The organism is Desulfovibrio subterraneus, from assembly GCF_013340285.1.
GTDB lineage: Bacteria > Desulfobacterota > Desulfovibrionia > Desulfovibrionales > Desulfovibrionaceae > Halodesulfovibrio > Halodesulfovibrio subterraneus.
Map to the genome: position 1 here is coordinate 1,538,911 of NZ_BLVO01000013.1, position 26,191 is coordinate 1,565,101.

Annotated in this window: 18 protein-coding genes and 1 tRNA gene; 17 read left to right on the forward strand and 2 right to left on the reverse strand. The window is 57.2% G+C overall.

Annotated elements, in window-relative coordinates; all coding sequences use genetic code 11:
- Positions 1-30: 30 nt before the first annotated feature.
- The 5 genes from HUV30_RS14050 (at position 31) to HUV30_RS14070 (ending at position 6,564) form a co-directional block, all read left to right on the forward strand.
- Complete coding sequence (locus HUV30_RS14050) at positions 31-963, forward strand: glycosyltransferase family 2 protein (RefSeq protein WP_174406048.1); 933 nt, start codon at positions 31-33, stop codon at positions 961-963.
- Positions 964-971: 8 nt separating this feature from the next.
- Positions 972-2,090 carry a glycosyltransferase gene (locus HUV30_RS14055; RefSeq protein WP_174406049.1) on the forward strand — a complete coding sequence of 373 codons (1,119 nt, stop codon included), beginning with the start codon at positions 972-974 and terminating at the stop codon, positions 2,088-2,090.
- Between the two features lie 367 nt (positions 2,091-2,457).
- On the forward strand, positions 2,458-4,590 hold the full coding sequence (locus tag HUV30_RS14060) for a GNA1162 family protein (RefSeq protein ID WP_174406050.1): 2,133 nt from the start codon (positions 2,458-2,460) through the stop codon (positions 4,588-4,590).
- A gap of 25 nt (positions 4,591-4,615) precedes the next feature.
- Positions 4,616-5,737 (forward strand): TP0624 family protein, encoded by a 1,122-nt coding sequence (locus HUV30_RS14065; protein WP_174406051.1) that lies wholly within the window; start codon positions 4,616-4,618, stop codon positions 5,735-5,737.
- Positions 5,738-5,763: 26 nt separating this feature from the next.
- On the forward strand, positions 5,764-6,564 hold the full coding sequence (locus tag HUV30_RS14070; protein ID WP_243452181.1) for a UPF0280 family protein: 801 nt from the start codon (positions 5,764-5,766) through the stop codon (positions 6,562-6,564).
- Positions 6,565-6,598: 34 nt separating this feature from the next.
- Here the strand turns inward: HUV30_RS14070 and HUV30_RS14075 are convergent, their stop codons facing one another.
- Positions 6,599-7,516: a MerR family transcriptional regulator gene (locus HUV30_RS14075; protein WP_174406052.1), complete on the reverse strand. Its 918-nt coding sequence runs from the start codon at positions 7,514-7,516 to the stop codon at positions 6,599-6,601.
- Between the two features lie 407 nt (positions 7,517-7,923).
- Here HUV30_RS14075 and HUV30_RS14080 point away from each other — a divergent pair.
- Positions 7,924-7,999: transfer RNA gene (locus HUV30_RS14080), tRNA-Thr, on the forward strand.
- A 68-nt stretch (positions 8,000-8,067) separates the two neighbouring features.
- Here HUV30_RS14080 and HUV30_RS14085 read toward each other — a convergent pair.
- Positions 8,068-9,321, reverse strand: a complete 1,254-nt coding sequence (locus HUV30_RS14085; RefSeq protein ID WP_174406053.1) for a hypothetical protein — start codon at positions 9,319-9,321, stop codon at positions 8,068-8,070.
- Between the two features lie 669 nt (positions 9,322-9,990).
- Here HUV30_RS14085 and HUV30_RS14090 point away from each other — a divergent pair.
- The 11 genes from HUV30_RS14090 to HUV30_RS14140 are packed head-to-tail and all read left to right on the forward strand — an operon-like array spanning position 9,991 to position 26,185.
- The gene (locus tag HUV30_RS14090) at positions 9,991-11,199 is read left to right on the forward strand and encodes a glycosyltransferase family 2 protein (RefSeq protein WP_174406054.1); all 1,209 of its coding nucleotides are present in this window, start codon (positions 9,991-9,993) and stop codon (positions 11,197-11,199) included.
- Positions 11,192-12,760 carry a WecB/TagA/CpsF family glycosyltransferase gene (locus HUV30_RS14095; RefSeq protein ID WP_174406055.1) on the forward strand — a complete coding sequence of 523 codons (1,569 nt, stop codon included), beginning with the start codon at positions 11,192-11,194 and terminating at the stop codon, positions 12,758-12,760. The genes HUV30_RS14090 and HUV30_RS14095 overlap by 8 nt, the downstream gene beginning before the upstream one ends.
- A gap of 2 nt (positions 12,761-12,762) precedes the next feature.
- Positions 12,763-13,791 (forward strand): glycosyltransferase family 2 protein, encoded by a 1,029-nt coding sequence (locus HUV30_RS14100; protein WP_174406056.1) that lies wholly within the window; start codon positions 12,763-12,765, stop codon positions 13,789-13,791.
- Between the two features lie 9 nt (positions 13,792-13,800).
- Positions 13,801-14,391 carry a serine O-acetyltransferase gene (locus tag HUV30_RS14105; protein WP_174406057.1) on the forward strand — a complete coding sequence of 197 codons (591 nt, stop codon included), beginning with the start codon at positions 13,801-13,803 and terminating at the stop codon, positions 14,389-14,391.
- Complete coding sequence (locus HUV30_RS14110; RefSeq protein ID WP_174406058.1) at positions 14,388-16,562, forward strand: SLBB domain-containing protein; 2,175 nt, start codon at positions 14,388-14,390, stop codon at positions 16,560-16,562. The genes HUV30_RS14105 and HUV30_RS14110 overlap by 4 nt, the downstream gene beginning before the upstream one ends.
- Positions 16,563-16,588: 26 nt before the next feature.
- A complete protein-coding gene (locus HUV30_RS14115) occupies positions 16,589-18,949 on the forward strand; it encodes a GumC family protein (RefSeq protein WP_174406059.1) in 2,361 nt (786 codons plus the stop codon).
- Positions 18,942-19,985, forward strand: coding sequence for a GT-B fold glycosyltransferase domain-containing protein (locus tag HUV30_RS14120; protein ID WP_174406060.1), 1,044 nt, complete (start codon positions 18,942-18,944; stop codon positions 19,983-19,985). The genes HUV30_RS14115 and HUV30_RS14120 overlap by 8 nt, the downstream gene beginning before the upstream one ends.
- Before the next feature lie 11 nt (positions 19,986-19,996).
- Positions 19,997-22,306: a hypothetical protein gene (locus HUV30_RS14125; protein ID WP_174406061.1), complete on the forward strand. Its 2,310-nt coding sequence runs from the start codon at positions 19,997-19,999 to the stop codon at positions 22,304-22,306.
- Complete coding sequence (locus HUV30_RS14130; protein ID WP_174406062.1) at positions 22,303-23,532, forward strand: glycosyltransferase family 4 protein; 1,230 nt, start codon at positions 22,303-22,305, stop codon at positions 23,530-23,532. Before HUV30_RS14125 ends, HUV30_RS14130 begins: the two co-directional genes overlap by 4 nt.
- Entirely contained in the window at positions 23,532-24,806 is a 1,275-nt protein-coding gene (locus HUV30_RS14135; protein WP_174406063.1) for a glycosyltransferase family 4 protein, read from the forward strand. The genes HUV30_RS14130 and HUV30_RS14135 overlap by 1 nt, the downstream gene beginning before the upstream one ends.
- Positions 24,803-26,185, forward strand: a complete 1,383-nt coding sequence (locus HUV30_RS14140; RefSeq protein WP_174406064.1) for an O-antigen ligase domain-containing protein — start codon at positions 24,803-24,805, stop codon at positions 26,183-26,185. Before HUV30_RS14135 ends, HUV30_RS14140 begins: the two co-directional genes overlap by 4 nt.
- Positions 26,186-26,191 lie beyond the last annotated feature (6 nt).

A 26,191-nucleotide genomic window follows, 5' to 3' on the forward strand; every position in this document is an offset into this window, starting at 1 on the left:
CGGCGCCAACAACAAGCCTGTGAAGAACACATGTCCCAGTCAGTGAACGATGTTTCCATACTCATTCCGGCCTACAAACCGGAATGGTTCGCCCAGAGTCTGGACAGCTGCCTTGCCCAGACCGCAAAGGTGCGGGAAATACTCGTTTCCGACGACTGCCCCACAGACGAGATACAGCGCATACTCGCCTCTCGCCTGAGCGACCCGAGAATACGGTATATCAGAAACACCCCTTCGCTGGGACTTGCCGCCAACTATCTGCAACTGGCGCGTGAGGCCAAGGGCCGCTGGTTCAAGTTCTTCGATGACGACGACATCATGCATCCTGACTGCGTTGAGCGGCTCATGCAACATGCGGATGATTCCGTCAGCCTTGTTATTGGCGGCTGCCGCCTGCTGCACGAAGACGGCAGCATTACCGAAAAACGGGAACCCCTGCCGGCATTCACCGGAGGAACCACCTATTTTCTCAATACATATCCCCGGGTACCGCTCACCCTCTTTTCCCGCATGCTCATACGGGGTGATGTGCTGCACGACCTGCTCACGGAGCAGATACCGGCACGCATGATCAGCCTTGACGAACTGGTCGGGCTGCGTGCCTGCCTCAAGGGTGGCGTGGCATATGAACCCACGCTTGTGTGCGACCACCGCAACTATCCGGGCGGCTATTCGCGCACGGTGGATACTGAAGTACTGCTCGCCGACGCCGCCTATGTGACCAATCCCCACGAATGCGCCCTGCGCATGGGGCTGGCACCGCGCCCTGTTCTGGACAAGTGGCACGCAACCATGGTGCGCAAATATGCGCGCGGCGTGATCACCAAGTACCTGCAGGTTCAGGACCATGCGGGCCTTTTCACCTTTCTCGCGCGCCTGCGTGAACGCTTCGGCCTGCTCGCCATCGGCTCTGCCGCATCCCCGCGACTCATTGCCAGATTCTTCAAGAATCTTTTCAGATAGGAAATTTCATGTCCAAGCCCGTTCTCTTTCGCGTGACCAACAACCTGAACATAGGCGGAGTCCAGCGCCGCATGCGCTCTGTGCTGCCACTTCTGACCGACGATTTTGATGTGCACGTGGTCACCTACAAAGACAAGGGCGTTTTCTGGGATGAGCTGCCGGAACTGGGCGTGCAGACCCATTTCGTCAAGCTGAAGGGCAAGTGGGACCTCGGCGGCATACGCCGCATGAGCCAGCTTTTCAGGGAATACCGGGCCGACATAGTGCACACCCATTCCCTTGGCGGCAACATTTCGGGCATTCTGGCCGCTGCCATGGCCGGTGTGCCGGTGCGCATAGGTCAGGTGCACAGCCGTGGCCTGCACTGGTATGCCAAAAGACCGCTGCACCGGTGGAAGCAGAAGGTGGAGGAGAGCATCATCCACAAGCTGTTCACGGACAAGGTGGTGCATGTTTCACAGGAATCGCTGGAGTTCTACGCACAGCAGACCGGACTGCCCGCAGACAAGCTTGCGGTGCTGCACAACGGTGTGGACTTCAACGCCATGCTGCCGGATATTGACCCCAGAGCCCTCAAGGAATCCCTCGGCATTGCGCCGGACAAGATCTGCATCGGCTTTCTCGGCAGACTGGAAAAAGGCAAGGGGGTGGAGTTCTGCATGCGTTTTGCCCGCACCCTGCTCTCGCAATCCGATAAGTTCGCCTTTGTCATCGTGGGCGGCGCCCCCGAAGACAAACTGGAAGCCATGCGCAAGGAAGCCTCGTCTTGGGGCGACGGAAAAAGCGTCTGCTTCACGGGTGAACGAAAAGACGTTGCCAATTTCTACAACATGTTCAACCTCTTCATGTTCCTGTCCGAAGCCCAGTGGGAAGGCATGCCCGGTGTCGTGCTGGAAGCCTGCTCCTTCGGCCTGCCGGTGCTGGCGCGCGAAACCAGACCGGTACGTGAAATTGCCGGCTACTATCCCCGCATCACGTTCATGGAAGACACAGCCGACCCGCTGACCATAACCGAACAGGCCCTGCGCCTGCCTCCTGTCGACCAGCACGGATTCCGCAGCCGTTTCAGCGTGCAGGCCATGGCCGAGCGAACTAAAGAGCTATATCTCTCCATGCTGAACAGATAGACAGATCGGGCAGGCACTTGCAGTGCTTGCATGCCTGCCCACGTCTCTTTCTGCCCCCGTATCTCCCTGTCTCGTCCGGCTCTGTCCATCTGGCCCTGTCCCATCCGGTCCTGTGTCGACGGGCTCTCTCCCGGCTGGCCACACCTTGCCCTGTCCCTATCCGGTCCAGCCCTATCCCGTCAGCTCCGAGCAGGTTCCCGCCGCCAGTCCCTCCCCCTGTCCACGCCTCGGCACTTACTTCGCAATCAATGCCGACACTTGTTTTACCACCACCAACAGGCTATGGTTATTATTCTGTCCGACCGATCAGATTATTGCACTCTGCTTGTGACAACCGGATGGAACCAGCCTGCTCCGGGAGGGCACCATGCACGCAAGCCGGAAACAAGGCGCAGGCAATGCCCTGCCCGCCCAACTCGCCCTGTTCACTATGTTCGTCCTGTTCGCCGCACTACTGTCTGCAAGCGGCTGCGCAGTCGGCGACCGCAAAAGCGGCACCCTGATCATGACATCCGATGCATTCAACATGTTCAACGGTGAATATGAAGTGCTGCCCGCCATGCAGACGCATGCGCCCCGCTCCATCGCCGTGCTTCCCTTCACAGGCAACGCCACATTGTGGCAGTCCGTGCCGGAAAACTACTCCCCCACCGACCTCGCACGACGCGGTATATACAATCATGTGGCATCGCTGCCCTTCAGCGATCAGGAATTGCGCGAGACAGACCGCCTGCTTGCCAATGCCCATCTTGATGCTACGGCGGCATACGTCCTGCTTGAAAAAGATCCGAAGAAGCTGCGTTCCGTACTCGGAGTGGATGCGGTGCTTTCCGGTGAGGTGACGGCTTTTAACCGTGTCTTCTTGGGCGTATTCTCACAGGTCGCCGTAGGGTGCGAAGTGCGCCTGACAGATCTGGATTCCGGCGGAGTGCTGTGGCGGGCCAAGCACATATCACGGGAATTCGGCGGCGGCGTGGGCATAGACCCCATAAGTCTTGCCCTCAGCACGCTGGCCTCCGCATGGAACATCAGGGATGAGCAGTACGAACGCAAAACCGACGACCTGTTCCGCGAGATTATCCAGTCTCTGGAACAAAGCCTGCCGGAAAACCTGCAACGCCGCGTACCGCCCACCCCAAAGCTGGACTTTTTCGCGCTCGTGTCGCAGGCGCACTACTTCCGCGCGGGTGATACGCTGCGGTTCCGCATTGTGGGCGATGCAGGCTGCGAGGCGTATGTGGATATGCCGGGTTACAAGGCCGCCATTCCCCTTGCCCCCCTGCCGGAGGAACTGAAATACGCCGGCCTTGCCCCTGCCCTTGCGTCTCTCAAAGCGCGCATGCAGCAAGCCGGAACTCCCATTACGCAGGAACAGGAGCAGGCGCTCAGCCAATGGCTGCAACGCCGGACCGTTTACGAAGGAACAGTCACCGTGGCGCCGGACGATCTCGCCATGAACATCCTGCCGCGCGGCTACCTGATCACCCCTGCCGGAGGTATAACCGGCGCCTTTGCAGACAGACAGCCTCTCGTTATCGATGCCAAGTCCCCCCTGCCCCCTTCCGGACTCAAGGTCACAGCGCTGAATGGAGGGGCAGAACTGGAATGGAAGCCAAGCCCCACACCGGACGTGCAGCAATACGACATTTACATGTCCACGGGAGAAGAGGTGGCATTCACCCGCCTTCGCTCTTCGGGTGACATATCCACAACGGTTGCATCGCTCCGCAACTTCATACCGGTACGATTTCGCGTGGTTGCGGTGGATGCGGCGGGCAATGAAAGTGCCCCCACGCGGATGCAGCGCGTCATCCCCGTGCCCGAAAAAGAACTGGCAGATTCCCGCCCTGCTCCCCAGCAACTGAGCGGAACCATTACCGGCCCGCTCAGGCTTTCCGCCATGCACAGTCCCTATACCGTGCACGACATGGTAAGTATTGTGGAAGGAGGCGGGCTGTACATTGAACCGGGCGTAACCATCCGCTTTGCATCCGGCACAGGCATTACCCTTGAAGGCGGCTATCTGCGTGCAGAGGGCGAAAGCACACGCCCCATACGCTTCATGCCCATCTCGGACAATGCTCCGGCGGGCAGTTGGAAAGGCATTGTCATCCGCGGACAGGCGCGGGCGAGCCTGCAGCATGTCTACATCATCCGGGCAACGACCGGCGTGGATATTTCCGGAGCGGCAGCACCGCTGCAGCATGTGGATATCGAACTTGCCGCAACTGCGGGGGTGCGTATCCGTGAAAACGCCCGTGTTGAAATATATTGCAGCCGCATAGTCCGTTGCTCCGGCATGGGAGCCATTGTGACCGAAGGCAAGGGTGCCATCGTCACGCTCCGGCACTGCGTACTGCAGGGCAACACCCCCTTCGACATCCAGAACTATTCCCCGCTTACGCAGGATATATCGGAAAATTACTGGCCCGAAGCCCCGAAAGTGCTCGGGAACGTCGTAACCTCTCCGCAACTGACCGAAGTTCCGGATTGCCGCTGACCTGGCTCCGATGAAGGAAATTTCCATGAAGACACCGCACACCTTTCTGCCTGTCCTGCTTCTCCTGACACTTTGGTGCTCCTATGGCGTTGCGCACGCTGCAGACGCCCCCACCCGCGAAACGGTCGGCACCTCCGGCTACATTGACTGGCAGGAAATGCGCGCCGTAGCCACAGGCACGGGCATACCGCCGCTCAATGCCGACCAGACGCAGGAGCAGCTTCAGGGAATGCGCGCAGCAACCATGGATGCCCGCCGCAACCTGCTGGATGTGGTGCGAAGCGTGCGTCTTGACGCTTCAACGCAGGTAGGCGGCGTAATGCTGCAGAACGAAAGCATAGCCGCACAGGTGCAGGGCTTTGTTCAGGGAGCGCAGGTTGAACGCTCATGGGTTACCCCGGACGGGCTGTACCACGTTACGGTTACCATGCCCCTCACAGGCGCCTTTGGCCGGATGTTGCTTGATACGGAAGGAATAACCGGCCACCAGAAGCAGGAACACGCCCAGCAGGAGCAGCAAAACATTCCGTTTGCCACCCGACAGCGCATGGAAGCGCTGGAACGAAAGATAGCCGACCTGTCATTGCAGGTTGCAGAGCTTCGTGCAACGCAGCAAGCTCTGAACGCGCGCCTCGCCTCTTCACCGGGCACTACGACCGGGATACATACGATTGGCAAGCCTGTTGGAAAGACTGGCGCTGCCGCCAAGAACGAATCCGGTAAATCCGGCAGTAAAACCGACAGCAGTGGCAAGCAGGGCCAGTCCCTTCAGGCCGGTCCTGCTACGATTCCCAACGAAACGACAGTGCCGGAATATACCGGCCTTGTGATTGATGCGCGGGATCTCGGCTTTACTCCGAGCCTGCATCCGGAACTGTATGACGCTGATGGTATCATCTTCCCTTCCGCCGGACTCAATCCGCAGACAGCAGCCACAGACGGTCTGGTGAGATACATGGACAGCATACCCGCAGCGCAGCAGGCACCGCGCGCAGGAAGCCTGCCGTACACCATCAAGGCGACCGGAACGACGGGAGGCAACCCGGCAAAGCTGAACATTTCAGCTGAAGACGCAGCCATACTGCGCAGTATACTGACGCGCGAGAACAATTTTCTGGATAACTGCAAGGTGGTCATCGTCTTCTGACAATCTGCCTGCAGCAAATACAGATTATGACCTACACCGGAGTGATTGCTAACGAATTCGAACGGGGGTATAGCTCCCCCATGAAGGAAAGCGTCTATCTCAGCCCGTTGCGCCACTACCGGCAGCAGTACACTAGACATGCAGGCGAACAGGCTTTTCAGGTCGTTGTTGAAGAAACCGACCTGCATGTCACTGCCTGCTCCGATCTTTCTGCAGAAATAAGCCGGTATGTTTCCGTACTCCGCGGCCAGCTCAAATCCTACATGCTGCTACATCCGGAATTCAGGGACAGCTATGTGCCCGTTGCCGTTCCTGACACAGCTGCGCGCGTGGTACAGCGCATGGCCGATGCAGCAGCCATTGCCGGCGTGGGCCCCATGGCAGCAGTGGCGGGAACCATCTCACAGATGGTGTGTGAAGAGTTTGCGGCGCTCAGCTCAGAACTTATCGTGGAAAACGGCGGCGATGTGTACATGCTTTCCAGCCGCGACCGCATTGCAGGGCTACTGCCCGACCCGCACAGTCAGGCCACTGTGGGTATCGTCATCCACGGTACGGATTTCCCCGTCAGCATCTGCGCATCATCGGCCACCATTGGTCACTCCCTCAGTCTGGGAAAGGGTGAGCTTGTGGCTGTGCGCTCACGCGACGGCAGTCTGGCGGACGCCTGCGCCACAGCCTTCTGCAACCTGCTTAAGTCACCTGACGCAATTGAACGGGTCACTGAAAACGCCGCCGCCCTCGAAGCACAGGGCATCGAGGGCGTGTTTGCACAATGCGGCGGGCGCATCGCCATTTGGGGTAAAATGGAGCTTGCCGTGGTGTAGACCGGGCCACGGCCAACCCCAACATATTGAAATTTTAGTGTTCCAGACCTTCTTTAACAGTCTTGAACAGCATGAGAACAAATTTGTCGGGGACGGTTTCTCCGTCAACGGTCATCTCGCGAAGCTGCGTCACGGCATTCTTGCTGGGCGTAACAGTGGCAACCACCTTCAGGTGATAATCATGCTCCTTGCCAGACTCGTCAACGGTCTGGATATGGAGTTGCCACACATCCTGCTCCTGCTCCCAATCCATACGCTGCACTTTCTGCGAACCGGCATTCCGCCTGAGCAATGAAATGAGATCACGCAGGGAAAAGGGTTTGCCCTTACCTGCGACTCCGAGAAATTCGCTGCCGGATTTCACCACAAGAGGCCGCGCAAGAAGAGATTCGTCGGGCATAGCCGCCCGGGATCCCTCGCTGCAGCAATCTTCGATAAGCCGCCCCATGAGGTCTGCCCTTTCCTTGCGGAAGCGGGCGATCTCTTCATCCATCTCGGCTATCTTCGCCTCGTAGGAGCTGATCAGAGAGGCTTTTTCTTCACGCAGCTGCGCGACCTCCTCTCTCAGCAGATCTATCTCGGCACGAAAATGCGCCTGAGCCTCCAGCACGGTGGACATCTTGTCCAGCACTCCGGCAAGATCCTGCACGAACGCCTTCGCCTTCAGGGGATCCTCTCCCCTGAACGACAGGGTTTCAACAGCTACTCCGGTCGCCACATGCTGCATGGATGCCAGTTGTTCTTCAACCTGCTCTGCGGACCAGTTTCTGGTGAACATCTCCCTGATCTCCCTGAAAAGAACGATCGCCTCCGCAGGATACTTCACCCGCCGCCCCTGCCCGCAGGCGACGGGAATAAAGCGGGTAAACCTATCCTTGTAATACGAGATGGTTGATGGAGGTATCTCCAGTCGACGACCAATCTCGCGCAGGCTGAACGTTTCTTTTACCATTGTCGATTAGTTGTTAGTCAGTTGAACAGATGAATATTTTGTACAAACTAATACTGAGAACGTAAAGAACTTTTTTCAAATACTATACAAAACCAACAACTACTCAACAACTACCGCACAATAAAGGCCGTCATTTACGGCCCAGCACAATCCCAACCAGCTTTAAACACTCAATATTTACCCCTTACAACGCCCCAACCCCCTTCACACTGCTTTCATTTTAACCGGCTTACTAACCTGCCCCCCTTACGGCTTCAAAAAAACACTCCCGATCACGGGTGGGGTTTGCGCCGCCAGCGCACAAGAGTCCCTCCCCTTCTGGGGCCGATAAGCCATACGCCCCGACAGAAGAAACAGGAAACGCTTGACGTCCGCTGCGCATGCAGATATATACCCCTTCGCAAATTGCCAGTATAGCTCAGTCGGTAGAGCAACTGATTCGTAATCAGTAGGTCGTCAGTTCAATTCTGACTACTGGCTCCAGAGAAATAAAGCCCTCAGGACAACGTCCTGAGGGCCTTTTTCGTAGTCTGGTATACGGGTTGGCGCCGCTACCCCACCTTGTACACGCACCGTCCATTACGATAGACGGAGATGGGGCCATCTTCGGACACCTTAACGGCGATGCCGTACATGGAGGCCGAGGCGGCAGCAGTGGAACGTCCGCCGCCTCCCATTTCGTTAGATGGGGCTTTTGATGTATCCACAATCGCGTTGATGTCCATGACCTGACGAAAATCGCTGGAAAACATCACCATCCCATCCGTCGTGAGCATACGTAGCAGTTCGCCGGATTCGACAACGGATCGCACGCCGCATTTCTTCACGCTTTCGCGAATCACATCGAACACGCCGCTGCCACTATCGATATGTTTCTTGATGAAGCGGTCATCCTCAATTTCACCAAATCGGTCGGTGAACAGAACCAGCGATCCCTTACGGATCTTCGAAAGAGCATAAAAGCACCGCCACGGTTCAATATCAAACTCGACATTGCCGACAACAGCGTCGATCACGGAGCAATCGAAAATTCTCCACTTTCCTCTCCGGAATACAATCCGCGATTTGTTGCTCTTATATATCTCCACATCGGAATATGAGGTAATACCAATGTAAAACATCGAATTACCATCTACATTGAGTACCGAGAGCACCTTCTGACCACAAATTTTGTCAAAGGAGCTCATCACGCTTTCTTCAATATTATAATACCCTTTCACCACCCCGCTCACGTCGCAGGCGTAGAAAGAATCATAACCGTCCACATATCTGTAGAAGGCGGCATCACGCAGGACCAGATCGTTCAGAATAATGCCCTTGCTGTCCAGCTCGGAAAACTCGATAAAGTTGACGCCGGGTCGCCTGATGCCAAAATCTGTTCTGCCGTCAAACACAAGCAGCCCGGTCTTCACCGCGCTACCCTCGTACTTTTCATAGCTCAAGCTTTTGATGTTCTGGATAATGCGGAACACCTCATACCAATGCATGTTGCCCACGAACTTGGCCACTGCCATGTCCATGACCGATACACTAGCCATGGCACTGCAATAGGCCATATCCATGCCGGAATGAAAATCATCGTTGAATGCGGAATTGAACACGTCCACCACGTGATCCAAAAACCGTTTTTCCAGATCGGAAAACGAGAGTCTCCTGAAAAACTGCACGCATTTGTCCCCGTGCACAATCTCATAGGAGGGCTCGCCCTCTCCATCCTCCCACAACCCAACAACGCTGCATTCGCATCCCAAGGCTATTTCCACGTCATTCAGTACAGCGCGGAATGTATCGGAACCAAGCTGCATCCTTCACCTCTATTCACGGCAGAATCACATACTCCGTTTGCGCAGCCCGCATTGTCATAGTTGAGACATGTGGTGCCGCCCTCTCAGCCATATACATCAGCAGACTCCGGAACGATACTGGATTCAGCAAGGCCAGCGTGGCCCGTGTTGATGCCACTCCGTAACTCTACACAACCACCACGCCCTCGCCCACTTCCTCGCCCACTTCCTCGCCCACCTCCTCACATAGACAGACAAGGCCTGACACGAATTAATTCCATGTCAGGCCCGTTGCATCACGTTCTTTCTGCGTAAATCCGGTGACGTGTGCCTCTCTCCAACCGAGCATCCATGCACAGACTTCTTTTCCTGAAGCTGGCATCAACATACAGCCACCTGCCTTGCTCCCAAAACAGGCAACATACCCGCGTCCTTCATGTCAGCAAAGTTTTCCTTACAACAATGCAGTGGATTGGTTATGGCACGCATCGTGCCCTTACTTGACCGACGTAGCAGGCAATTGCCGGGGGGGTCATAACACGCTCAGGCCAGTTTCAAGATATCGGGCAAGCAGTCCACCACTACATACATCGCCTGCGTAACGTGGTGTAGAACCAGTTATATATTTTTTTATACTTCCCCCTAAAATTGAGTCCATGCTATCCGTATTCCATTTAGAAGGAGTACACGATGAGCCTGCTGACCGTTCTCTCACTACTACTCGCGCTACCGATACTGGCAGTTACACTATATCTAGGGTTGGCCACGGCCTTCTCCTTCACGACCACGCACACGGTTGCTGCTGTACCGGAAGATAGTGATGAAAACGGCCCCATACTCTGCATTGTTCCCGCCCATAATGAGGCCGGAACCATAGGCGGAACAGTTCGGGGGCTCATACAGGAATCCGCCGCATGCCCTCCGGTCCTGGTTACGGTTGCTGTTATCGCAGACAACTGTACTGACAACACTGCTCAAGAAGCATCGTTGGCCGGTGCACAGGTCTTTGAACGCAATGATCCATTGAACAGGGGAAAGGGACAGGCGCTGGATTGGTTCATCCGCCACAATGCCGCTCTCTTGGCTGACCACCCTCTGACTACCATAATAGATGCGGACACCCGTGCAGGGTCCGGCTACTTCCGCAACATGTCCGCGCAGTTTACCTCACCGGAGGTGCAGTCTGTTCAGGCTTTCTATGATGTTGCTAATCCCTTTGACGGATGGCGCAACATGCTGCTCAGCATTGCTCTTCGCTGCCTGCACCACACTCGTCCGGCAGGTCGAACACGGATTGGAGGCACCGCGGGGCTGAAAGGCAACGGGATGATGTTTCGCAGCAGCCTGCTACTCCGTTACGGGTGGCCCGCAGGGTCCATTGTAGAAGACTTGGAATTCTCTCTCCGGCTCGCGGCAGAGGGCATCCGCGTCATGCACACCAACGCCGCAGCCGTGTACGGCGACATGCCGTTCACCCGCAAAGCCGCGACAACGCAACGAACCCGTTGGGAGGGAGGTCGCTGGCTCATGGTCCGCGCATGGCTGCCTCGTCTTCTCAAATCCTTTTGCACGAAACCCACCATACTTCTCTTCGACAGCATCCTGGACCTGCTGACACCACCACTTGTTCTGCTGGTTCTGTTCCAAATGGCGTTTACTCTTCTCTGGTGGCTGAGCGGCAGCACTCTCACATGGCTGGGCCTGCTCATGTTGTCGGTCAGTTCAATCTATGTGCTTACCGGCCTCATACAGACCCGCGCCCCGTTCAGACTGTGGCTCGCCCTTGCTGCGGCACCGGCGTATGTACTCTGGAAACTGACTGTCTACGCCGCCATCATCGGCTCCCGCCAGCTCAACTGGATTCGCTCCGAGCGGGAAGGAGGGAAACAACATGAGTGATTCCGCACTCGCAACGGAGCGTCTGACAGCCCTGTATGGCATACCGCTGGACAGGGTGACCATGGATGAAACCATCGCGCGAATAATCACCCTGCGCGATGAATTTAACGCCACCACGAGCCACCCGCACCTGCTGGCCACCGTGAATGTGGATTTTGTGGCAAACAGCCTGAGCTTCATGCCGGGCAAAGTCCGCCACCCCGAGTTACTGGATGTGCTCTGCCGTGCAGACATCGTCACAGCCGACGGCATGCCTCTCATATGGCTTTCGCGCCTCTGCGGAGACAGATTGCCGGAACGCGTAACGGGCGCGGATATGGTCCCGCGGCTTGCTGCTGAATCCGGCCGACACAACCTGCGGCTCTTCTTCCTCGGCGGCGCAGGAAACGTTGCCTCGCAAGCGGCAGATACTCTGCGGCAGATGCACCCGGATATCCAGATTGCAGGCATTGAATCGCCGCATGTCAAAACCGTAGGCGAAGATATGCTGCTGTCAGAAAAAGAAGATACACAACTTGTACAACGTATCAATGCCGCCAAACCGGATGTGCTGCTGGTCGCATTCGGAAACCCCAAACAGGAAGTCTGGTTCAACAGAAACAGATACCGGCTTCACATTCCCGTCACCATCGGGGTGGGTGGCACCTTCGAGTTCATCGCAGGCACGATCTTACGGGCACCGCACTGGATGCAGAAGGCTGGGCTGGAGTGGATATGGCGCATTACGCAGGATCCTTGGCGTCTTTGGAAGCGCTATGCCATAGGGATGATCAAACTCGCCACGCTGACAGGTTCGCTGGTGCTCTTCAACCTTGGCGGCATGCTCATCGCACGCAATGACCGACTTGCCGACAACGAAGACGAATTTCTGCTGCCGCCCCGCATCACGGAGCGGACGCTGGCTCAATTGTTCCCCGCCATCTTCCGCCTGCAAGCCCTTGGCAAAGTGCCGCTGCTCAATTTCAAACACACCCGTTCTGCCAGCCTTCCGGCACTGGGGGCGCTCATCCGCTTTCTGCACCAGCAGGCTGACAATGGCCATCTGCCGGAATCGTGCAACATGGGGGCACTCTTCCGCCTGTTCCTGCTCGGCACCCATTGCCTTGTCCCGCTCCGCTCTGCCCTGCGTGGCGGAGCAACCAAAAGGCAACGGGCAGGCACGCCCTCAAGGCGCTTTGCCTACGCCATAGAAGAAAAGAATGGAGTAACAATCCTCACGCTCTCCGGCAGGCTGGACGGTACATTCAAAAGCTCATTCCCCACCCAAAAGGTCAGCAGTGCGCTTGCTGACAAGCGGGTAACGATTGACGCATCCAACCTCAGCTTCGCAGACAGTTCTGGCATCAGCCTGCTCCTCATGCTGCACAATCTCATGACCCAACAGGGGCGCACCTTGCACATTGGCGGAGCACATGGCGCCGTACGACAGATGCTGACCATCACACGGCTGGACAAGGTCTTTGCCCTGCACCCCTCGATAGACGAAGCCGTCAAAGCTGCCGGCGGAACATATGCCGGTGCTGACGTACCTTCACAACCCCATCCTGCATCCAAGGAGTAATCATGCCCACGTCAAAGATTCCTGCAACTGACCGGAATATGGCCGACAATACAGCTGCAGATTGCTCTGTCTTCATAGTCAGCTACAACACAAGAGAAATTCTTGCCCGCTGCCTTGAGCATCTCTTCGCATCAAATTCAGGTATTTCCATGGAAGTGTTCATAGTGGACAACGACTCGAAGGATGACTCCGTCGACATGGTCAGAGAACGCTTTCCGCAGGTCATTCTGATGCCGATGGACTGGAACATGGGATTTGCACGGGCCAACAATGCCGCCTTTGCCAGAAGCACGGGTGAGTTCGTCATCCTGCTCAATCCTGATGCATTTGTGGAGCCGGATGCCATAGCGCAGGCACTGTCCTTCATGCACGAGCACCCCAAAGCAGCGGCCTGCGGCGGACTTATTCTGGATGATCACGGCGGCAAGGCTCCTTCAGCCAGACGTTTTCCCACCAGCTTTGCCAAGTTCTGCCGAATGTGGGGACTCGCCGACCGTTTTTCCGGCTCCCCCATTTTCGACAAGCACGACTACCGCAACAGCGATCTTTCACAGCCCATGCAGGTGGACTGGGTTCCCGGCACCTTCACCGTCATCCGGCGCAAGGCACTGGCAGATGCCACACTCTTCGATGAGCGGTTCTTCATGTATTATGAAGAAACCGACCTCTGCCTCCGGCTGCAACGGCAAGGCTGGGAAGTATGGTTTGTCCCATCTGTCCGTGTAATGCATCTGGGCGGAGCAAGCGCCAAAACCGTGAAAAAGGACTTTGATTCGTCCGGCTCGCAGGTCTCCGGCTGGCGATTGCGCAGCGAATATCTGTATTTCCGCAAGAACTTCGGGCTGGCTGCGGTGCTCATGCATGCCGGAATAGAAATCTCGCGCCATTGGGTGCGCATTTTCCTGAACAGCCTGCGCAAGGGAGAAGAGGCTGCGCGAAAAAAGACTGATTCACGCCGCAAGGCTCAGCTCTGCCAGGAAGCACTTGCAGATACCGGCTATGGGAGCGTCTCTCCCAAGGTGCCTTGGTAGGGGGACAATATGTTCGAGAATATCCGGGCCGATTTCAATACCCACGGCCGCGACATCGGCGCGCAGGGCTTCTGGGCCATGGTTACTTACCGCTTCGGGCGATGGAGATATGGCATCAAGCCGAATATAATCCGCAAACTAGCCTCGCTGTTATATAAAATACTCTACAAGCTCACCCAGATTCTCACGGGAATAGAACTCCCCTGCGAAGCAACGGTGGGACGCAATTTCCGCATAGACCATTTCGGGGGCATCATTATCAGCGGTTACGCCCGCTTCGGTGATAACTGCGTTATCCGCAACGGGGTAACCGTGGGACTGAAAGATGTATCCAACCCGGCAGCTCCGGTCATTGGTGATAATGTGGACATAGGTGCCGGAGCCAAGGTTCTGGGCGCCATAATCATCGGAGAAAATGTGAAGATCGGTGCCAATGCCGTGGTGATAACGGATGTTCCCCCAAACAGTATCGCCGTGGGTGTTCCGGCCCACATAAAGCCGCTTGCAGCAACGGCCAAACGCATAAAAACGGATATGACCATTGATCTGGACGCCCTGAAGAACACAAACAGCCCTGAAGCAGGCGGAGTAGCGGGATGAACGTTGACGTCGTCATAATCGGCATCAACAGCGCGGCAGTGTTGCCCGCCTGTGTGGCCAGTGTGCGCGGGAGCAGCTATGCGGACGGCGAATTACGCCTGTTTTACGTGGACGGGGGGTCAACAGACGGCACGCAGGACATTGCCGCAGCCATGCCGGAAGTACAGCTCATAGCCCTTACCCCCCGGTATCCTGCCCCGGGTTTGCAACGCAATGCGGGCTGGCGGGCTGGCAAAGCTCCTCTGGTTCTGTTTCTTGATGCGGATACCACGGTGGATGCCGACTTCATTGAACGGGCCGTGCGCTATTTCCGAGAAGAATCTTCACTGGTACCTGATACAAGGCTGGGAGCCGTCTTTGGCAACAGGCACGAGCGCCACCCAGAGTCTTCCGTATACAACTGGATTGGTGATCTTGAATGGAATCCTACCCCGCCAGCTACTCATGCGGCCTCCCTGCATACGCCAACACCTCTTCATGTGGTGGAGGCTTTCGGCGGCGATGTGCTCGTACGCAGAGAAGCGCTCGAACAGACCGGAGGATATGATGAGATTCTCGTAGGTGGCGAAGACCCCGAACTGGGAGTCCGCTTCGGCCTGCAAGGATGGGCGGTATGCCATGCGGATATCCCCATGACGGAACACGACCTTGCCACCAGCACCCTTGGCCGCCACTGCCGCAGGGCCTTCAGAACCGGATATGGCTTTGCTGCAGTCGCTCTGCGGCACGTAGGAACAGCCAAGGGATTCTGGCTGCATGAGCTGTTCCGCATCCTCATACGGGGAGGCGGTGGAGCCTTCTGCCTGCTGCTCAGCCTCTTTCTGCCACTCTTCACCCTGCCCATCCTGCTGGCCGCCGCAGCCCTGTTGCTGCTCTACCCCCGCCTCTTCAGCGTGGAGCGATTCATGAGCGCAAAACAACTCAGCCGAGAAGAAGCGTGCCTGTATGCATGGCATTGCGCCCTCATTGTCCTGCCGCAACTGGCCGGGGTCATACGCTTTCTGTGGGGTGCCATCGTGCAACGCCCCCTGCGGAACAAGTCGCCGCTTGCAGGTAAGACAATAGAAAATGCCGCGGCAGGCATTGCCATATTCCTGTGTGTATTCCTTGCGGCATGCAGCCCCAGAGTTCTTCCAAAGGCCAGCGAAGAACCTGCAACGGTGAATGGGAACGCCACCATTGCAACCAACTCCACCTTCATGGCGGAAGCCAGAAAGATGGACGCCTTTGCCACCGTGGATATGATCACGTCTTTTTCCGATGAAGTTCCGGATGAATATCTGCTGGGCCCCGGCGATGTGCTGGGCCTTGAAGTATGGAACAGAGCCAACCTCTCGGACCCGGAAATCGTGGTTGCACCGGATGGCACCATCAGCGTCATGCGGGTTGGTTTCATTTCTGTTGAAGGGCGCACCGTCAAGGACGTGGCAGACGAACTGACAGGACGCCTCTCCGAGTACTACAGCGCACCGGAAGTTCGCCTGACCGTGAGAAGATACAAGAACAACAAGGCATTCGTGCTTGGCAGAGTCACCAATCCGGGGCTTGTCGAGTTTTCGGGCAAGGGCAGCCTGCTGGAAGCGCTTTCTCTGGCAGGGGGTCTGCCTATTCTCAGCTCGAAATCCTTTCTGACCAAATGTGCCATCATCCGTGGCAAGAATCAGGTCATATGGATCAACCTGCGGGAATTGCTGCAAAACGGCAACATGGCCTTGAACACCCAAATACGAAACAACGACATCATCTTCATTCCGGAAAGTGAGGATGAACTGGTCTATGTGATGGGCGAAGTAAAGACCCCCGGTGCCATCCACCTGAAATCCGAGCTGACCTATCTGGATGCGCTCATGTTCTCCGGCGGCCCCACCCGGGATGCGGATCTGGAAAAGACATTCATCATCCGCTTCGAGGCGGGCAAGCGCAACATCCGTTGCATAAACCTGAAAGCGATGCTGGAAAAAGGAGATGGCAGCAACAACTTTGTCCTCAAGGACAACGACGTGGTCTATGTGGCGGAAACCGGCATGGCCAATTTCAACTACACCATGGAACAACTGCTGCCCGCGCTGGAAGTGCTCAACCTCGGAACATCCGTGCTTGAACGCTTTGGCACCATGCAGGAACTGCGCAGGCAGTGGTACGGCTCCGAAGGTTTTGTAAACGGGAACTAGGCACCATCATGCGGCACGGATCACCCATGGACTCCATCGGACGGGCACGCAAGCCCTTCGACCTGTTCGGAAGCATCTTCAAATACCTTCGGGTTACGGTGCTCTTTGGCGGCTTGCTCTTTGCCTGCCTTTCTCCGCTTGCGTTCATTCTCAGCACCCCTTTCTACCATGCCACAGGCAAGATTCTCATAGAGCGCATACGCGAGCCCTTCATTGCCTCAACGGAATCCGCTCCCATTTCCAACTTCTACTACGATTATGCCCAGACGGAAGTACAGCGGCTGCTACACGATTCCATACTGACCCGTACCCTTGAATCGCTCCCCGCCCATGTACAGAGCCGCTACGCCCCGAACGGTGCAACACCCGCAGCAGTAGCCGGGCTGCGCAGCGAGCTGGTTGTGGGTCTTATCCCCAATACCCACATCATCATGGTACAGTTCACGTCGGCCAAGCCGGACGGCATTGCCGACGTGGTGAACACACTGATGAAGACATATCTGGAGCATGCAGAAAAAACAGAAGAAAACAAGGATGCTCGCCGCCTTGCCTATCTGCTGGAAGAACGCAACGGCCTGAAGCAGGAAGCCGAGTCCCTGACTGCGCAACTGACGTCCCTCGCCAGCCAGGCCAAAACATCCACCTTTGTGGAAACCTACAACATAGACAGCCTGCGCCTCATTGAACTGCAAAAGGCATGGGTTGTAGCACGCCAGCACCGCCTTGAACTGGAAAACCAGTTCAGAGAGTCCGCCATAAAGGCAGGCAAAATTCGCGATCTGCCCACCAACGCGCTGTCCGACGAACTGGTCGCCGGAGACGAATCTCTCTGGTCCATCAGCTACTGGACCTACAAGACCATGCAGGAAATGCGGGCTTCCGTGGACGGCATCAACGCACGCAACCCTGACAGGCGCTATGTGGAACAACGCATGGACGCCATGAAGCAATATGAGGCGAATCTCAAGAAGGAAGTTTCAGAACGGGCAAGACGTATAGTCCATGACAAACGCGAATATGAACTGAATACCGAACTCATTATCGCAGAAGCAGCCTACCTGGCCTCGCAGAAGACTGAACTGGCCCTGCTTGAAGAGCTGCACGCCTCGCAAACGGAGGCAGCAGAAAACGCGCGGCGCATCATCAAAGGGCAGGATATCTCGTCCACTCTCACCCATGTCCGGGACAGACTGCACTCCATGGATTCCCGTATTCAGGAAATTCGCGCCGAATCCAAGTCTCCTCTGCGCATTGCCATTGAAGAAACGGCTGAGCAACCGGGAGGTCCGGCGGGAAGCAACTTCAAGAAACTGATGTTTCTCTGCTTTGCCGCATCATTCGGCTCCGTGGGAATGGGCTTTCTTGTGCTGGAACTCTCGGACAACCGCGTGCGTTCCACAAAAGACATCATCCATGCCACAGGGCACCCCCCGAGCTGGCCAATTTCGGAATGGAGCGGCCCGTCTCCGTTCCACCGGGTTTCTCAAGATGCACCGGACTCCAAGGCGGCTCTTGCTCTGCGCAGTCTGGCTGTGCGGCTCAATAACGAACGGGTCAGGCAAGGTGCCCGCGTTGCCCTATTTGCCGCCATACAGTCTGATTCCGGCTGCACAACCATCAGCGTGAATGTTGCCCGCTGCCTTGCCGGATTCTGCGAGCGCCTGCTGCTTATTGAAATGAATTCCGAAGGTACGGCCCTGTCCTCCCTGCTGAAGTATGGGGGCCAGCGCAAAGGCATAGGGGAATGCCTGCTTGAAGAAAAGCCCATTGCCACCTGCGTGCATCGTCCAGCAGGCGAACCCTTCGACTTCCTGCCCATGGGCTCCGCCTGGGGTAACGAAGACAATAACCGCTTCGGCCCGCTGCTTACCGAACTAAAAAACTCTTACGATTTCATCGTGATTGATGCAGCCCCGGTACTGCGCAGCGACATGACTGAATTCATATTGCTGCAGTCCGACATTGCGGCAATGGTTGTTCAGGGTGACCGCACCACCTATCCGGCTCTGCGACAGGCATTGGAGATTTTGGTCAGGTTGCAGGTTCCGGTCATCACCACCGTACTCAACTGGGGTGCATTGCGCACGCTCAACAAGGCGGAATCACTTATCATGCTGCTTCCCGAAAGCCTTGTCCGCCTGCTTGTTCCTTCACTGTTGTCAGGAAGATATACCCCGGAGGGTGGCCACCCGCTTCGCCTGCAGCTGCATATGCCCCAGTGGCTAACCCGCTGGCGCAAACGCCCTTCAACTTCCACGGAAACAGTTTTTTCTGCCCCAACGCCGGACATACCGGCAACAGATGCATCGGCAACGCCGCAGGAACAGAGCAACCATTCGATGCCCAAAGAAATGAAGGGAGATAATAAGGAGGATGGTAATGTCTGATATCACCAATCAGCCTTCAATACAGCCCGATAGCATTCCTGCCGAATCCCTCCCGTTGTCCCGAGTCTCCGTTGTCTGCTGCGTGGAAGCAGGCGCTCTGGAAGCCATGACCGTACGCATGGTTGCCAGCCTGCGGCAATTCGGCGGTGCGTTGTCCTCTGCCCACGTGGTTGCTGTCACCCCGCGCCGGGGTCTGCCGCTTTCCGATGAAACGCATAATGCCTTCCGCAGGCTGGATGTGGAACATCTCGCCTTCCATGCGCAGGAAACCTATGCGTGGAACAACTTCATGAACAAGCCTCATGCCCTGCTGGCCGTGGACCAACGCGGTGACGGGAGGGGAGACATCATCTGCTGGCTGGATTCCGACATCCTCGTCACGGGGCCGCCTCTGCGTCTTGCCTTGCGTGATGCGGAATTCGCCGCCTGCGCACCGGACAAAAATGTTGGCACAACCGGACAGGACGATGAAAACGATCCCTTCTGGCACCGCGTATTCGCCGTGCTGGACATGGATCCTGTCACGCTGCCGTGGGTGACTACCTGCGTCGAACAGGCAACCATCCGCTGGTATTTCAACAGCGGCGTCTTCGCCTTCCGGCAGGGAAGCGGCTTTGCTCAAGCCTTTCTTGATGATTGCAGGCGCTTACTGGATGCGCGGTTCGCCTCCCTGAATTCGGGCATCTTCTTCACCGACCAGATTGCCATGGGCCTGACTGCCCACCGGCTCGGCCTGTCTTTTGACATCCTGCCCCACGCCTACAATCTGGCACTGGGCAGCAAGGGAATGCAGCCAACAGCTGAACAGTTGAAACAAGCGCTCGTTCTGCACTACCACGATGCCATGTGGCCCGCACAATGGCCGTCCACACTCTCCCTGCTCGCCAGCCACAGACCGGATGTGCATGACTTTCTGAAACCCATGGGCCCCCTTGCCCTGAACAGACCGCTCCCCGTCAGGATAGCCATGAAGGGGTTGAAGCTGTGGAGGGAACACAAACTGTCACAACATCTGGCTCTCTGCCGGTTTGTCTAGGACGGTGCCTCATGCCCTATCCACTCTGCATTCTGCTGCTCCTGCTTCTGCCACTTCATGCCGTAGCCACCATGCGTGTTGCCTTCACGGATACCGTGCAACAGGCGCAGGTTGTGCCGCTGGGGATAAACCTGAGCGACGATGCATGGCATACCGGCGCGGCACTGACCAAGGAACGCGTCCGAAACGGCTCATTTGAAGGGGTGCTCTACAGGCAGATTACCTACGGCCCCACCGGTAGCACCAGCGCGTATCAAGATAGTTTCCGGCCGGAAGAGTGGATTGCGGTTCTTTCCGGCGCACAGGCAAGGTTCGTCAATGGTCCTGCCCGTGGGAAGATATCCCTCAAAGCCACCGAGCCTACCACTGTGGAGGAAAAGGACGGCAGCAAGACCGTGCTGACATATCGGTTTTCGCCCCTTCCTGTTTCACCGGCTCCCTTTGACGGGCTGTTGTTGGAAAATACCCTGCCCACGGGCTGGCTCGGCCAACATGGCGGAGACTGGTGGGTGTTCACGCTGGGTGGTGCTCAGGTGCGCACCGTTGCCGGAGACACGCCCCCTGCCGATACGGGAACGCATGTGGCCAGACTGGACGCGGAACAAGGCACGGCAGACATTCTCGCCCCCCTGCTGGACAGCCGATATGCGCAAGCGGACGGAGAATGGCTGCTCCGTTTCTGGTGCAAAGGCAAGGGATCACTTACCGTCTATCTGGGAGACCTCACCCACAGGGCGGACGCCGCTCCCCTGCGGCGCAGCATAGAACTGCAACCGGACTGGAATTACCACGAAATATACCTGAAGGTTGCCACGTATCCACTGGACATGCTGGCACTGGGCTTTGCAATTTCCGGCGGGCTGGCCCAGCTGGACGGCATTTCCATGCAGGCAACGGCGGACAGTAATCCCACCGTCTTTCTCGACCAGCTTGTTCAGGCTCTGCACCTGCTCGGCCCAAGCACTCTGCGCCTGCATCAGATAGGGGGCAGCAGCTTTGCAAACTGGCTCGCGCCGCCCATGCGACGCATGGCCTTCTCGTCTTCACGGGCCGCACAGCCCCCCACGGGCATATGGCCGGGACATCCGCAGGAAAAAGGACAGGCCCGGATATACGCTTACGGGTTGCATGACTTTCTGGAGCTTTGCAAAACGGCGAACGTTTCCCCGTGGCTCTGTGTGCCAGGCACCCTCACGGAAGAAGAAGCCTCTGAGATCGTCGCCTACCTTGCAGGCCCCGTCACCACCCGCTACGGCATGCTGCGCGCCTCTCTGGGACAGGTGCAGCCATGGACCGAGGTATTCCCGTCCATCCATATTGAAATCGGCAACGAGGCATGGAACTTCATCCCTCCCTTCCTGCTCGGGGGCTACAGCATCAAGGGAGAATATTGGCAGCGCCTTTTCCACAGCATGCGCTCCTCGCAATGGTTCAGCCCTGTCCTCAAGCTGCATGCGGGGGGACAGGCCGTAAATACATGGCTGAACAAACGTATTGTTGCAGAAGTGCCCAATGCTGACCGGCTGGCCATTGCTCCGTACCTGTTACACGAACTGGATACCGCAACGGCAGCTCTGCCCGCCGACAAACTGCTGGATAGAGTCCGCGGCGAAGCCCATTATGTCGATACTGCCGGGTACATGGCGCAAAACAGCAACGAGGTACCCTCACCGCTCTCCGTATACGAAGTTCACTACCACGTTACAGGCGGCGACGCCCCTCTGGCACCCCGCAACACCATCACCGCCACAGCAGGTGGCACCGTCATTCTGGCGGACTGGCTCATGCGGCTGACCGCCCACCACGGCTGCTCGCCCGTCAACCTCTTCACACTGCAGCATCCGTATCAGCACATCCCCTCTGGCGAGCTGGCCCTATGGGGGCTGGCCCTGAATCTCAAGCCGGGTGAGGAGCGTTATCGTCCGCTGTTCCTTGCCGCCCGCCTGCTGAATACCTTTCTCCACGGCGACCTGATGAATCTTTCCCTTTCTTCGGTACCGCAAGGTGAAACCCCATACAAGACAGACAAGGATTCCGCCCCTGTCACCGCCCCGCTCGTGACGGTCTACGGAACACGTGAAGGAAATACGCGCAGACTGCTGCTTTGCAATATGGATATGCTCGCCGCACAGAGAGTGCAGATAGAGGGCATGCACGGAGGCATACACCGCACGGAAGTAGCCGGTCCCACATTTCTTGCCGACAATGAAAGAGGGCATCCTCCGCTGGTTCAACTGAAAACAGGCCTGCCCGTCACCGGAGATATGGTGGAACTGCCCCCCGCCTCCCTGACCCTGCTGGAATGGAGAGAAACGCCATGACAGAAGACATGCGCCTGCTGCTTATCCAATTCGGCGACTACCATGCAGCCCTTGAGGCCCGCACAGCCGGAGAGCCGGAAACATACCGCGCCCAATACTACAGTCTGGATGCCGTGGATGGCTTCATAGGTAACGGTTCCTGCACGGTCGTCTGTCTGGACTTGCCTGAACAGGACCGGCGGCATGGGGCATACCGCATCATAGGCGGCAGGTTCATGCCCGCAAGCAGCGGTTTTGCGCACATGATACACACCCAGACATCAGCCCGCAGGCTCGTGTCCATTGCGGAAGAAACCAACCCCACGCACATTATCGTCCGCACTCCCGGATGGGTGCTGAGATGCATGGGCACATGGGCTCTGCGCAACGGTGTTCCTCTTCTACCCATCCTTGCCGACTACTTTCCCAAAGGCTCTTTCCTGCACCGCATGCGCAGGCTGAAAGAGATCCGCATCATGAACAGTCCGCAGATACCGCTGATAACCAACCATAATTATCCTGCCTGCCATACACTCGCAGACGCCGGAGTTCAGGCCGCAAAGGTGGTTCCGTGGGACTGGCCTGCCGTGCGGCATCCCGACGAATCGCCGGTTAAGAACCGCACCGGGGCGGCCAGCCCGTTCCGCATTCTGTATGCCGGCCTGCTGCTGCACGCCAAAGGCGTGGGCGACCTCATACAGGCTGCGGCCCTGTCAGTCAGGGAACACCCCGACCTTGTCGTAGACATCTGCGGCGACGGACCGGACAGACAACAACTGGAACAACAGGTACAGGAATCCGGCCTTGCCCGGCACGTCCATTTTCACGGCAAAGTACCCAACATCACAGTGCTGGCCCTGATGCAGCAGGCAGATGCCGTTGCCGTTCCCAGCAGGCCAACCTATCCCGAAGGCCTGCCCAACGTCATTTATGAAGCTCTGGAAACCCGCACCCCGCTGCTGGCAGCCAATCACCCGTCCTTCATGGGCAGGCTGCATGACGATAACGGCTGCCTGCTTTTTCCCTGCGGCGATGCCACAGCCCTGGCCCGGACCATTTCGCGCATCCGCCAGCCGGAGCTGTATGCCCGGCTCTCCGCAGGAACACTGGAGGCGTGGGAAGGCATACAATGCCCCGTCACCTTTGGTGAGCTGATCATGCAATGGCGGCAGTGGACAGTGGATGGCGGCCCCATCCCCTGCCTGCAACACAGCCTGCAGCCCGACTCGGGACAGGGGGTGCGGTGATGCGTCGCATTCTCTTCATCGTCGAACAGTGCAATCCCGAGTGGGCCTCTGTCCCACTGGTTGCCTTCAATCTCTGGGATGCACTGTCGCAACGGGCAGACGTTCATCTTGTCACGCACGAACGTAACAAGGACGCACTGGAAAAGGTGCGCAACCGGAACGGTCAGAACAGGCACATTGACTACATCGGCGAATCCACCCTGCTGAAACGCTATTTCGCCTTTGTCAGCGGCATGACCACCCGCGGCGGAACCAACTGGCCGCTCTTTCATGCCTTGTCCTACCCTGTGTATGCCTCGTTCAACAGCAGGGTCTATGCGGCATTCTCACAGGCTGTCCGACAGGGAAAATACGATGTGGTGCATGCCTTCACCCCCGTTCTGCCCCGCTATCCTGTTGCCATGGTGCGGGCCTGTGAAACAACGCCCTTTGTACTAGGCCCCGTCAACGGCGGGCTGCCCTTCCCGCCAGCCTTCGGCGAAGTACGGCGCAAGGAATCCGGCCTGTTCAATTTTCTGCGTTCCTTCACACGCCTTATTCCCGGCTATGCCCAGACGTACAACAAGGCGGCAAGCGTGCTTGCCGGTTCCCGCTACACCCGCGAAATGCTGGAACACCGCTTTACCGGACTGGCCCCGAGAATGGCCCTGTTCCATGAAAACGGCCTTGCGCAGGACTTTTTCCGTCCGCACCAAACGACCTCTCAGGTGTTCACCCTACTGTTTACGGGCAGACTCGTCCCCTACAAAGGGGCGGACATGCTGCTGGATGCCCTTGCCCGTTCCGGTCTTGATGCCTTCCGGCTCATTATTGTGGGAGACGGCCCCGAGCGCCCGAACCTTGAGAAGCAGGCCGCAACGCTGGGACTGACAGACAAGGTTCACTTCACAGGCTGGGTGCCGCAGAAGGAAACCGCACCATATTATGCTCAGGCAGATCTGTTTGCCTTCCCTTCCGTACGGGAATTCGGCGGGGCTGTGGTGCTGGAAGCCATGGCGGCAGGCTTGCCCTGCGTGGTGGTGGACCATGGCGGCATCAGTGAATACGTGGATGAGAGCTGCGGCATCCGTATCGCACCGGAAAGCCGCGAACATGTGGTGAATGGCTTTGCCGAGGCCATACGGCATCTGGCACAGGACAGGGATCACCGCGAGACTCTGGCGCATGGGGCAGTAATACGGGCAGAGAGTTACCGCTGGGAAAGCAAAGCCGACTGGCTTATTGCCCACTACGAGCAGCTTCTTGGCAGCACACATCCAAAGGAACACCCATGAACCCCATAGCCCACCTTGCCATGCTGGGATGGATTCCCGCGGTGCTGCTACTCTTCTCGCTGCTGCCCCCCCGCCGTGCGGTCATCGCGGCTTTCATCATCGCATGGCTGTTTCTGCCTGTAGCCCGTTACGATATTCCGGTGCTGCCGGACTACACCAAGATGTCGGCCACCTGCGCAGGCGTGCTGATTGCAGCCTTCATCTTCGACAACCAGCGCCTCATGTCCTTCCGTGCTTCCGCTGTGGACACCCCCATGCTGCTCTGGCTCATCGCCCCCTTCATATCATCCATGAGCAACGATCTGGGATTGTGGGATGCCACCGCAGCGCTGTTCCAGCAGACCGTCACATGGGGCATGCCTTATTTCATCGGGCGTATATACCTCTCGGATATGGCGGGTCTGCGAGATCTGGCCAGAGGCATTTTCATCGGCGGCCTCGTTTACATCCCCCTCTGCCTGTATGAATCGCGTATGAGCCCCCAGCTGCACCGCATGATATACGGATTCATGGCCCATTATGATTTCTCACAAACCTACAGGCTGGGGGGCTGGCGTCCCATGGTGTTCATGTCGCACGGCATCATGGTGGGTGTATGGATGATGGCCGCTACACTGAACGGTTTCTGGATGTACCGCATGAAAGCGCTGGAGGACCTGAAAGGCAAGCTGCACCTCAAGCTTCTCATTCCCGTCATGCTGTTCACGGCGGTCTGGATACGCTCGTTCGGTGCCCTGTTGCTTCTGCTGCTGGGCCTCGGGCTACTGTTTCTCACCATACGCATCCGCACCCGGCTCGTAATGGCCGCCTTTCTCATGATTCCGCCCGTGTTCATGTTCTCCGCCGTCATAGACCAACCGCTGGGGCAGACCGCCGTTGACATCATAGAAAGCGTGAACGCGGACCGCGCAGCTTCCTTAAAGTTCCGCGTGGACAATGAACACATCCTGGTGGCCAAGGCCATGCAGAGACCTGCCTTCGGCTGGGGAGGCTGGGGCCGTGCAAGGGTTTATAACGAATTCGGCGAAGATATTTCCGTCACAGACAGCCTGTGGGTAATCACGCTGGGGAACTACGGCCTGTTCGGCCTTGCAACCATGTCGCTGGTCTTCTTTTTGCCCGCCTATCTGTTTCTCAAACAATACAGGGCAATGCACTGGCACAAGCCCCATCTTTGCCATGCAGCCTCGCTGACTGTCATGCTGTCACTCTATTCCGTGGATAACCTCATCAACGCCATGGAGAATCCCATTTTCATCTTCACGGCCGGAGCACTGACAGGAGCCATGCTGCAACCACAACAACTTGAGGCCCCCGAAGCAGCCGGACAGACTGAAGCCGCAAGTCCGTTTCGCGGGTACGAACCACGTTTCATATGAACATCC

Excerpts from the sequence above, each read along its gene's own strand:
- HUV30_RS14075 (WP_174406052.1), bottom strand. The coding sequence starts at position 7,516 with ATGGTAAAAGAAACGTTCAGCCTGCGCGAGATTGGTCGTCGACTGGAG.
- HUV30_RS14085 (WP_174406053.1), bottom strand. The coding sequence starts at position 9,321 with ATGCAGCTTGGTTCCGATACATTCCGCGCTGTACTGAATGACGTGGAA.
- HUV30_RS14130 (WP_174406062.1), top strand. The coding sequence starts at position 22,303 with ATGACAGAAGACATGCGCCTGCTGCTTATCCAATTCGGCGACTACCAT.
- HUV30_RS14060 (WP_174406050.1), top strand. The coding sequence starts at position 2,458 with ATGCACGCAAGCCGGAAACAAGGCGCAGGCAATGCCCTGCCCGCCCAA.
- HUV30_RS14120 (WP_174406060.1), top strand. The coding sequence starts at position 18,942 with ATGTCTGATATCACCAATCAGCCTTCAATACAGCCCGATAGCATTCCT.
- HUV30_RS14135 (WP_174406063.1), top strand. The coding sequence starts at position 23,532 with ATGCGTCGCATTCTCTTCATCGTCGAACAGTGCAATCCCGAGTGGGCC.
- HUV30_RS14070 (WP_243452181.1), top strand. The coding sequence starts at position 5,764 with ATGACCTACACCGGAGTGATTGCTAACGAATTCGAACGGGGGTATAGC.
- HUV30_RS14095 (WP_174406055.1), top strand. The coding sequence starts at position 11,192 with ATGAGTGATTCCGCACTCGCAACGGAGCGTCTGACAGCCCTGTATGGC.
- HUV30_RS14065 (WP_174406051.1), top strand. The coding sequence starts at position 4,616 with ATGAAGACACCGCACACCTTTCTGCCTGTCCTGCTTCTCCTGACACTT.
- HUV30_RS14105 (WP_174406057.1), top strand. The coding sequence starts at position 13,801 with ATGTTCGAGAATATCCGGGCCGATTTCAATACCCACGGCCGCGACATC.
- HUV30_RS14110 (WP_174406058.1), top strand. The coding sequence starts at position 14,388 with ATGAACGTTGACGTCGTCATAATCGGCATCAACAGCGCGGCAGTGTTG.
- HUV30_RS14050 (WP_174406048.1), top strand. The coding sequence starts at position 31 with ATGTCCCAGTCAGTGAACGATGTTTCCATACTCATTCCGGCCTACAAA.
- HUV30_RS14090 (WP_174406054.1), top strand. The coding sequence starts at position 9,991 with ATGAGCCTGCTGACCGTTCTCTCACTACTACTCGCGCTACCGATACTG.
- HUV30_RS14055 (WP_174406049.1), top strand. The coding sequence starts at position 972 with ATGTCCAAGCCCGTTCTCTTTCGCGTGACCAACAACCTGAACATAGGC.
- HUV30_RS14115 (WP_174406059.1), top strand. The coding sequence starts at position 16,589 with ATGGACTCCATCGGACGGGCACGCAAGCCCTTCGACCTGTTCGGAAGC.
- HUV30_RS14140 (WP_174406064.1), top strand. The coding sequence starts at position 24,803 with ATGAACCCCATAGCCCACCTTGCCATGCTGGGATGGATTCCCGCGGTG.
- HUV30_RS14100 (WP_174406056.1), top strand. The coding sequence starts at position 12,763 with ATGCCCACGTCAAAGATTCCTGCAACTGACCGGAATATGGCCGACAAT.
- HUV30_RS14125 (WP_174406061.1), top strand. The coding sequence starts at position 19,997 with ATGCCCTATCCACTCTGCATTCTGCTGCTCCTGCTTCTGCCACTTCAT.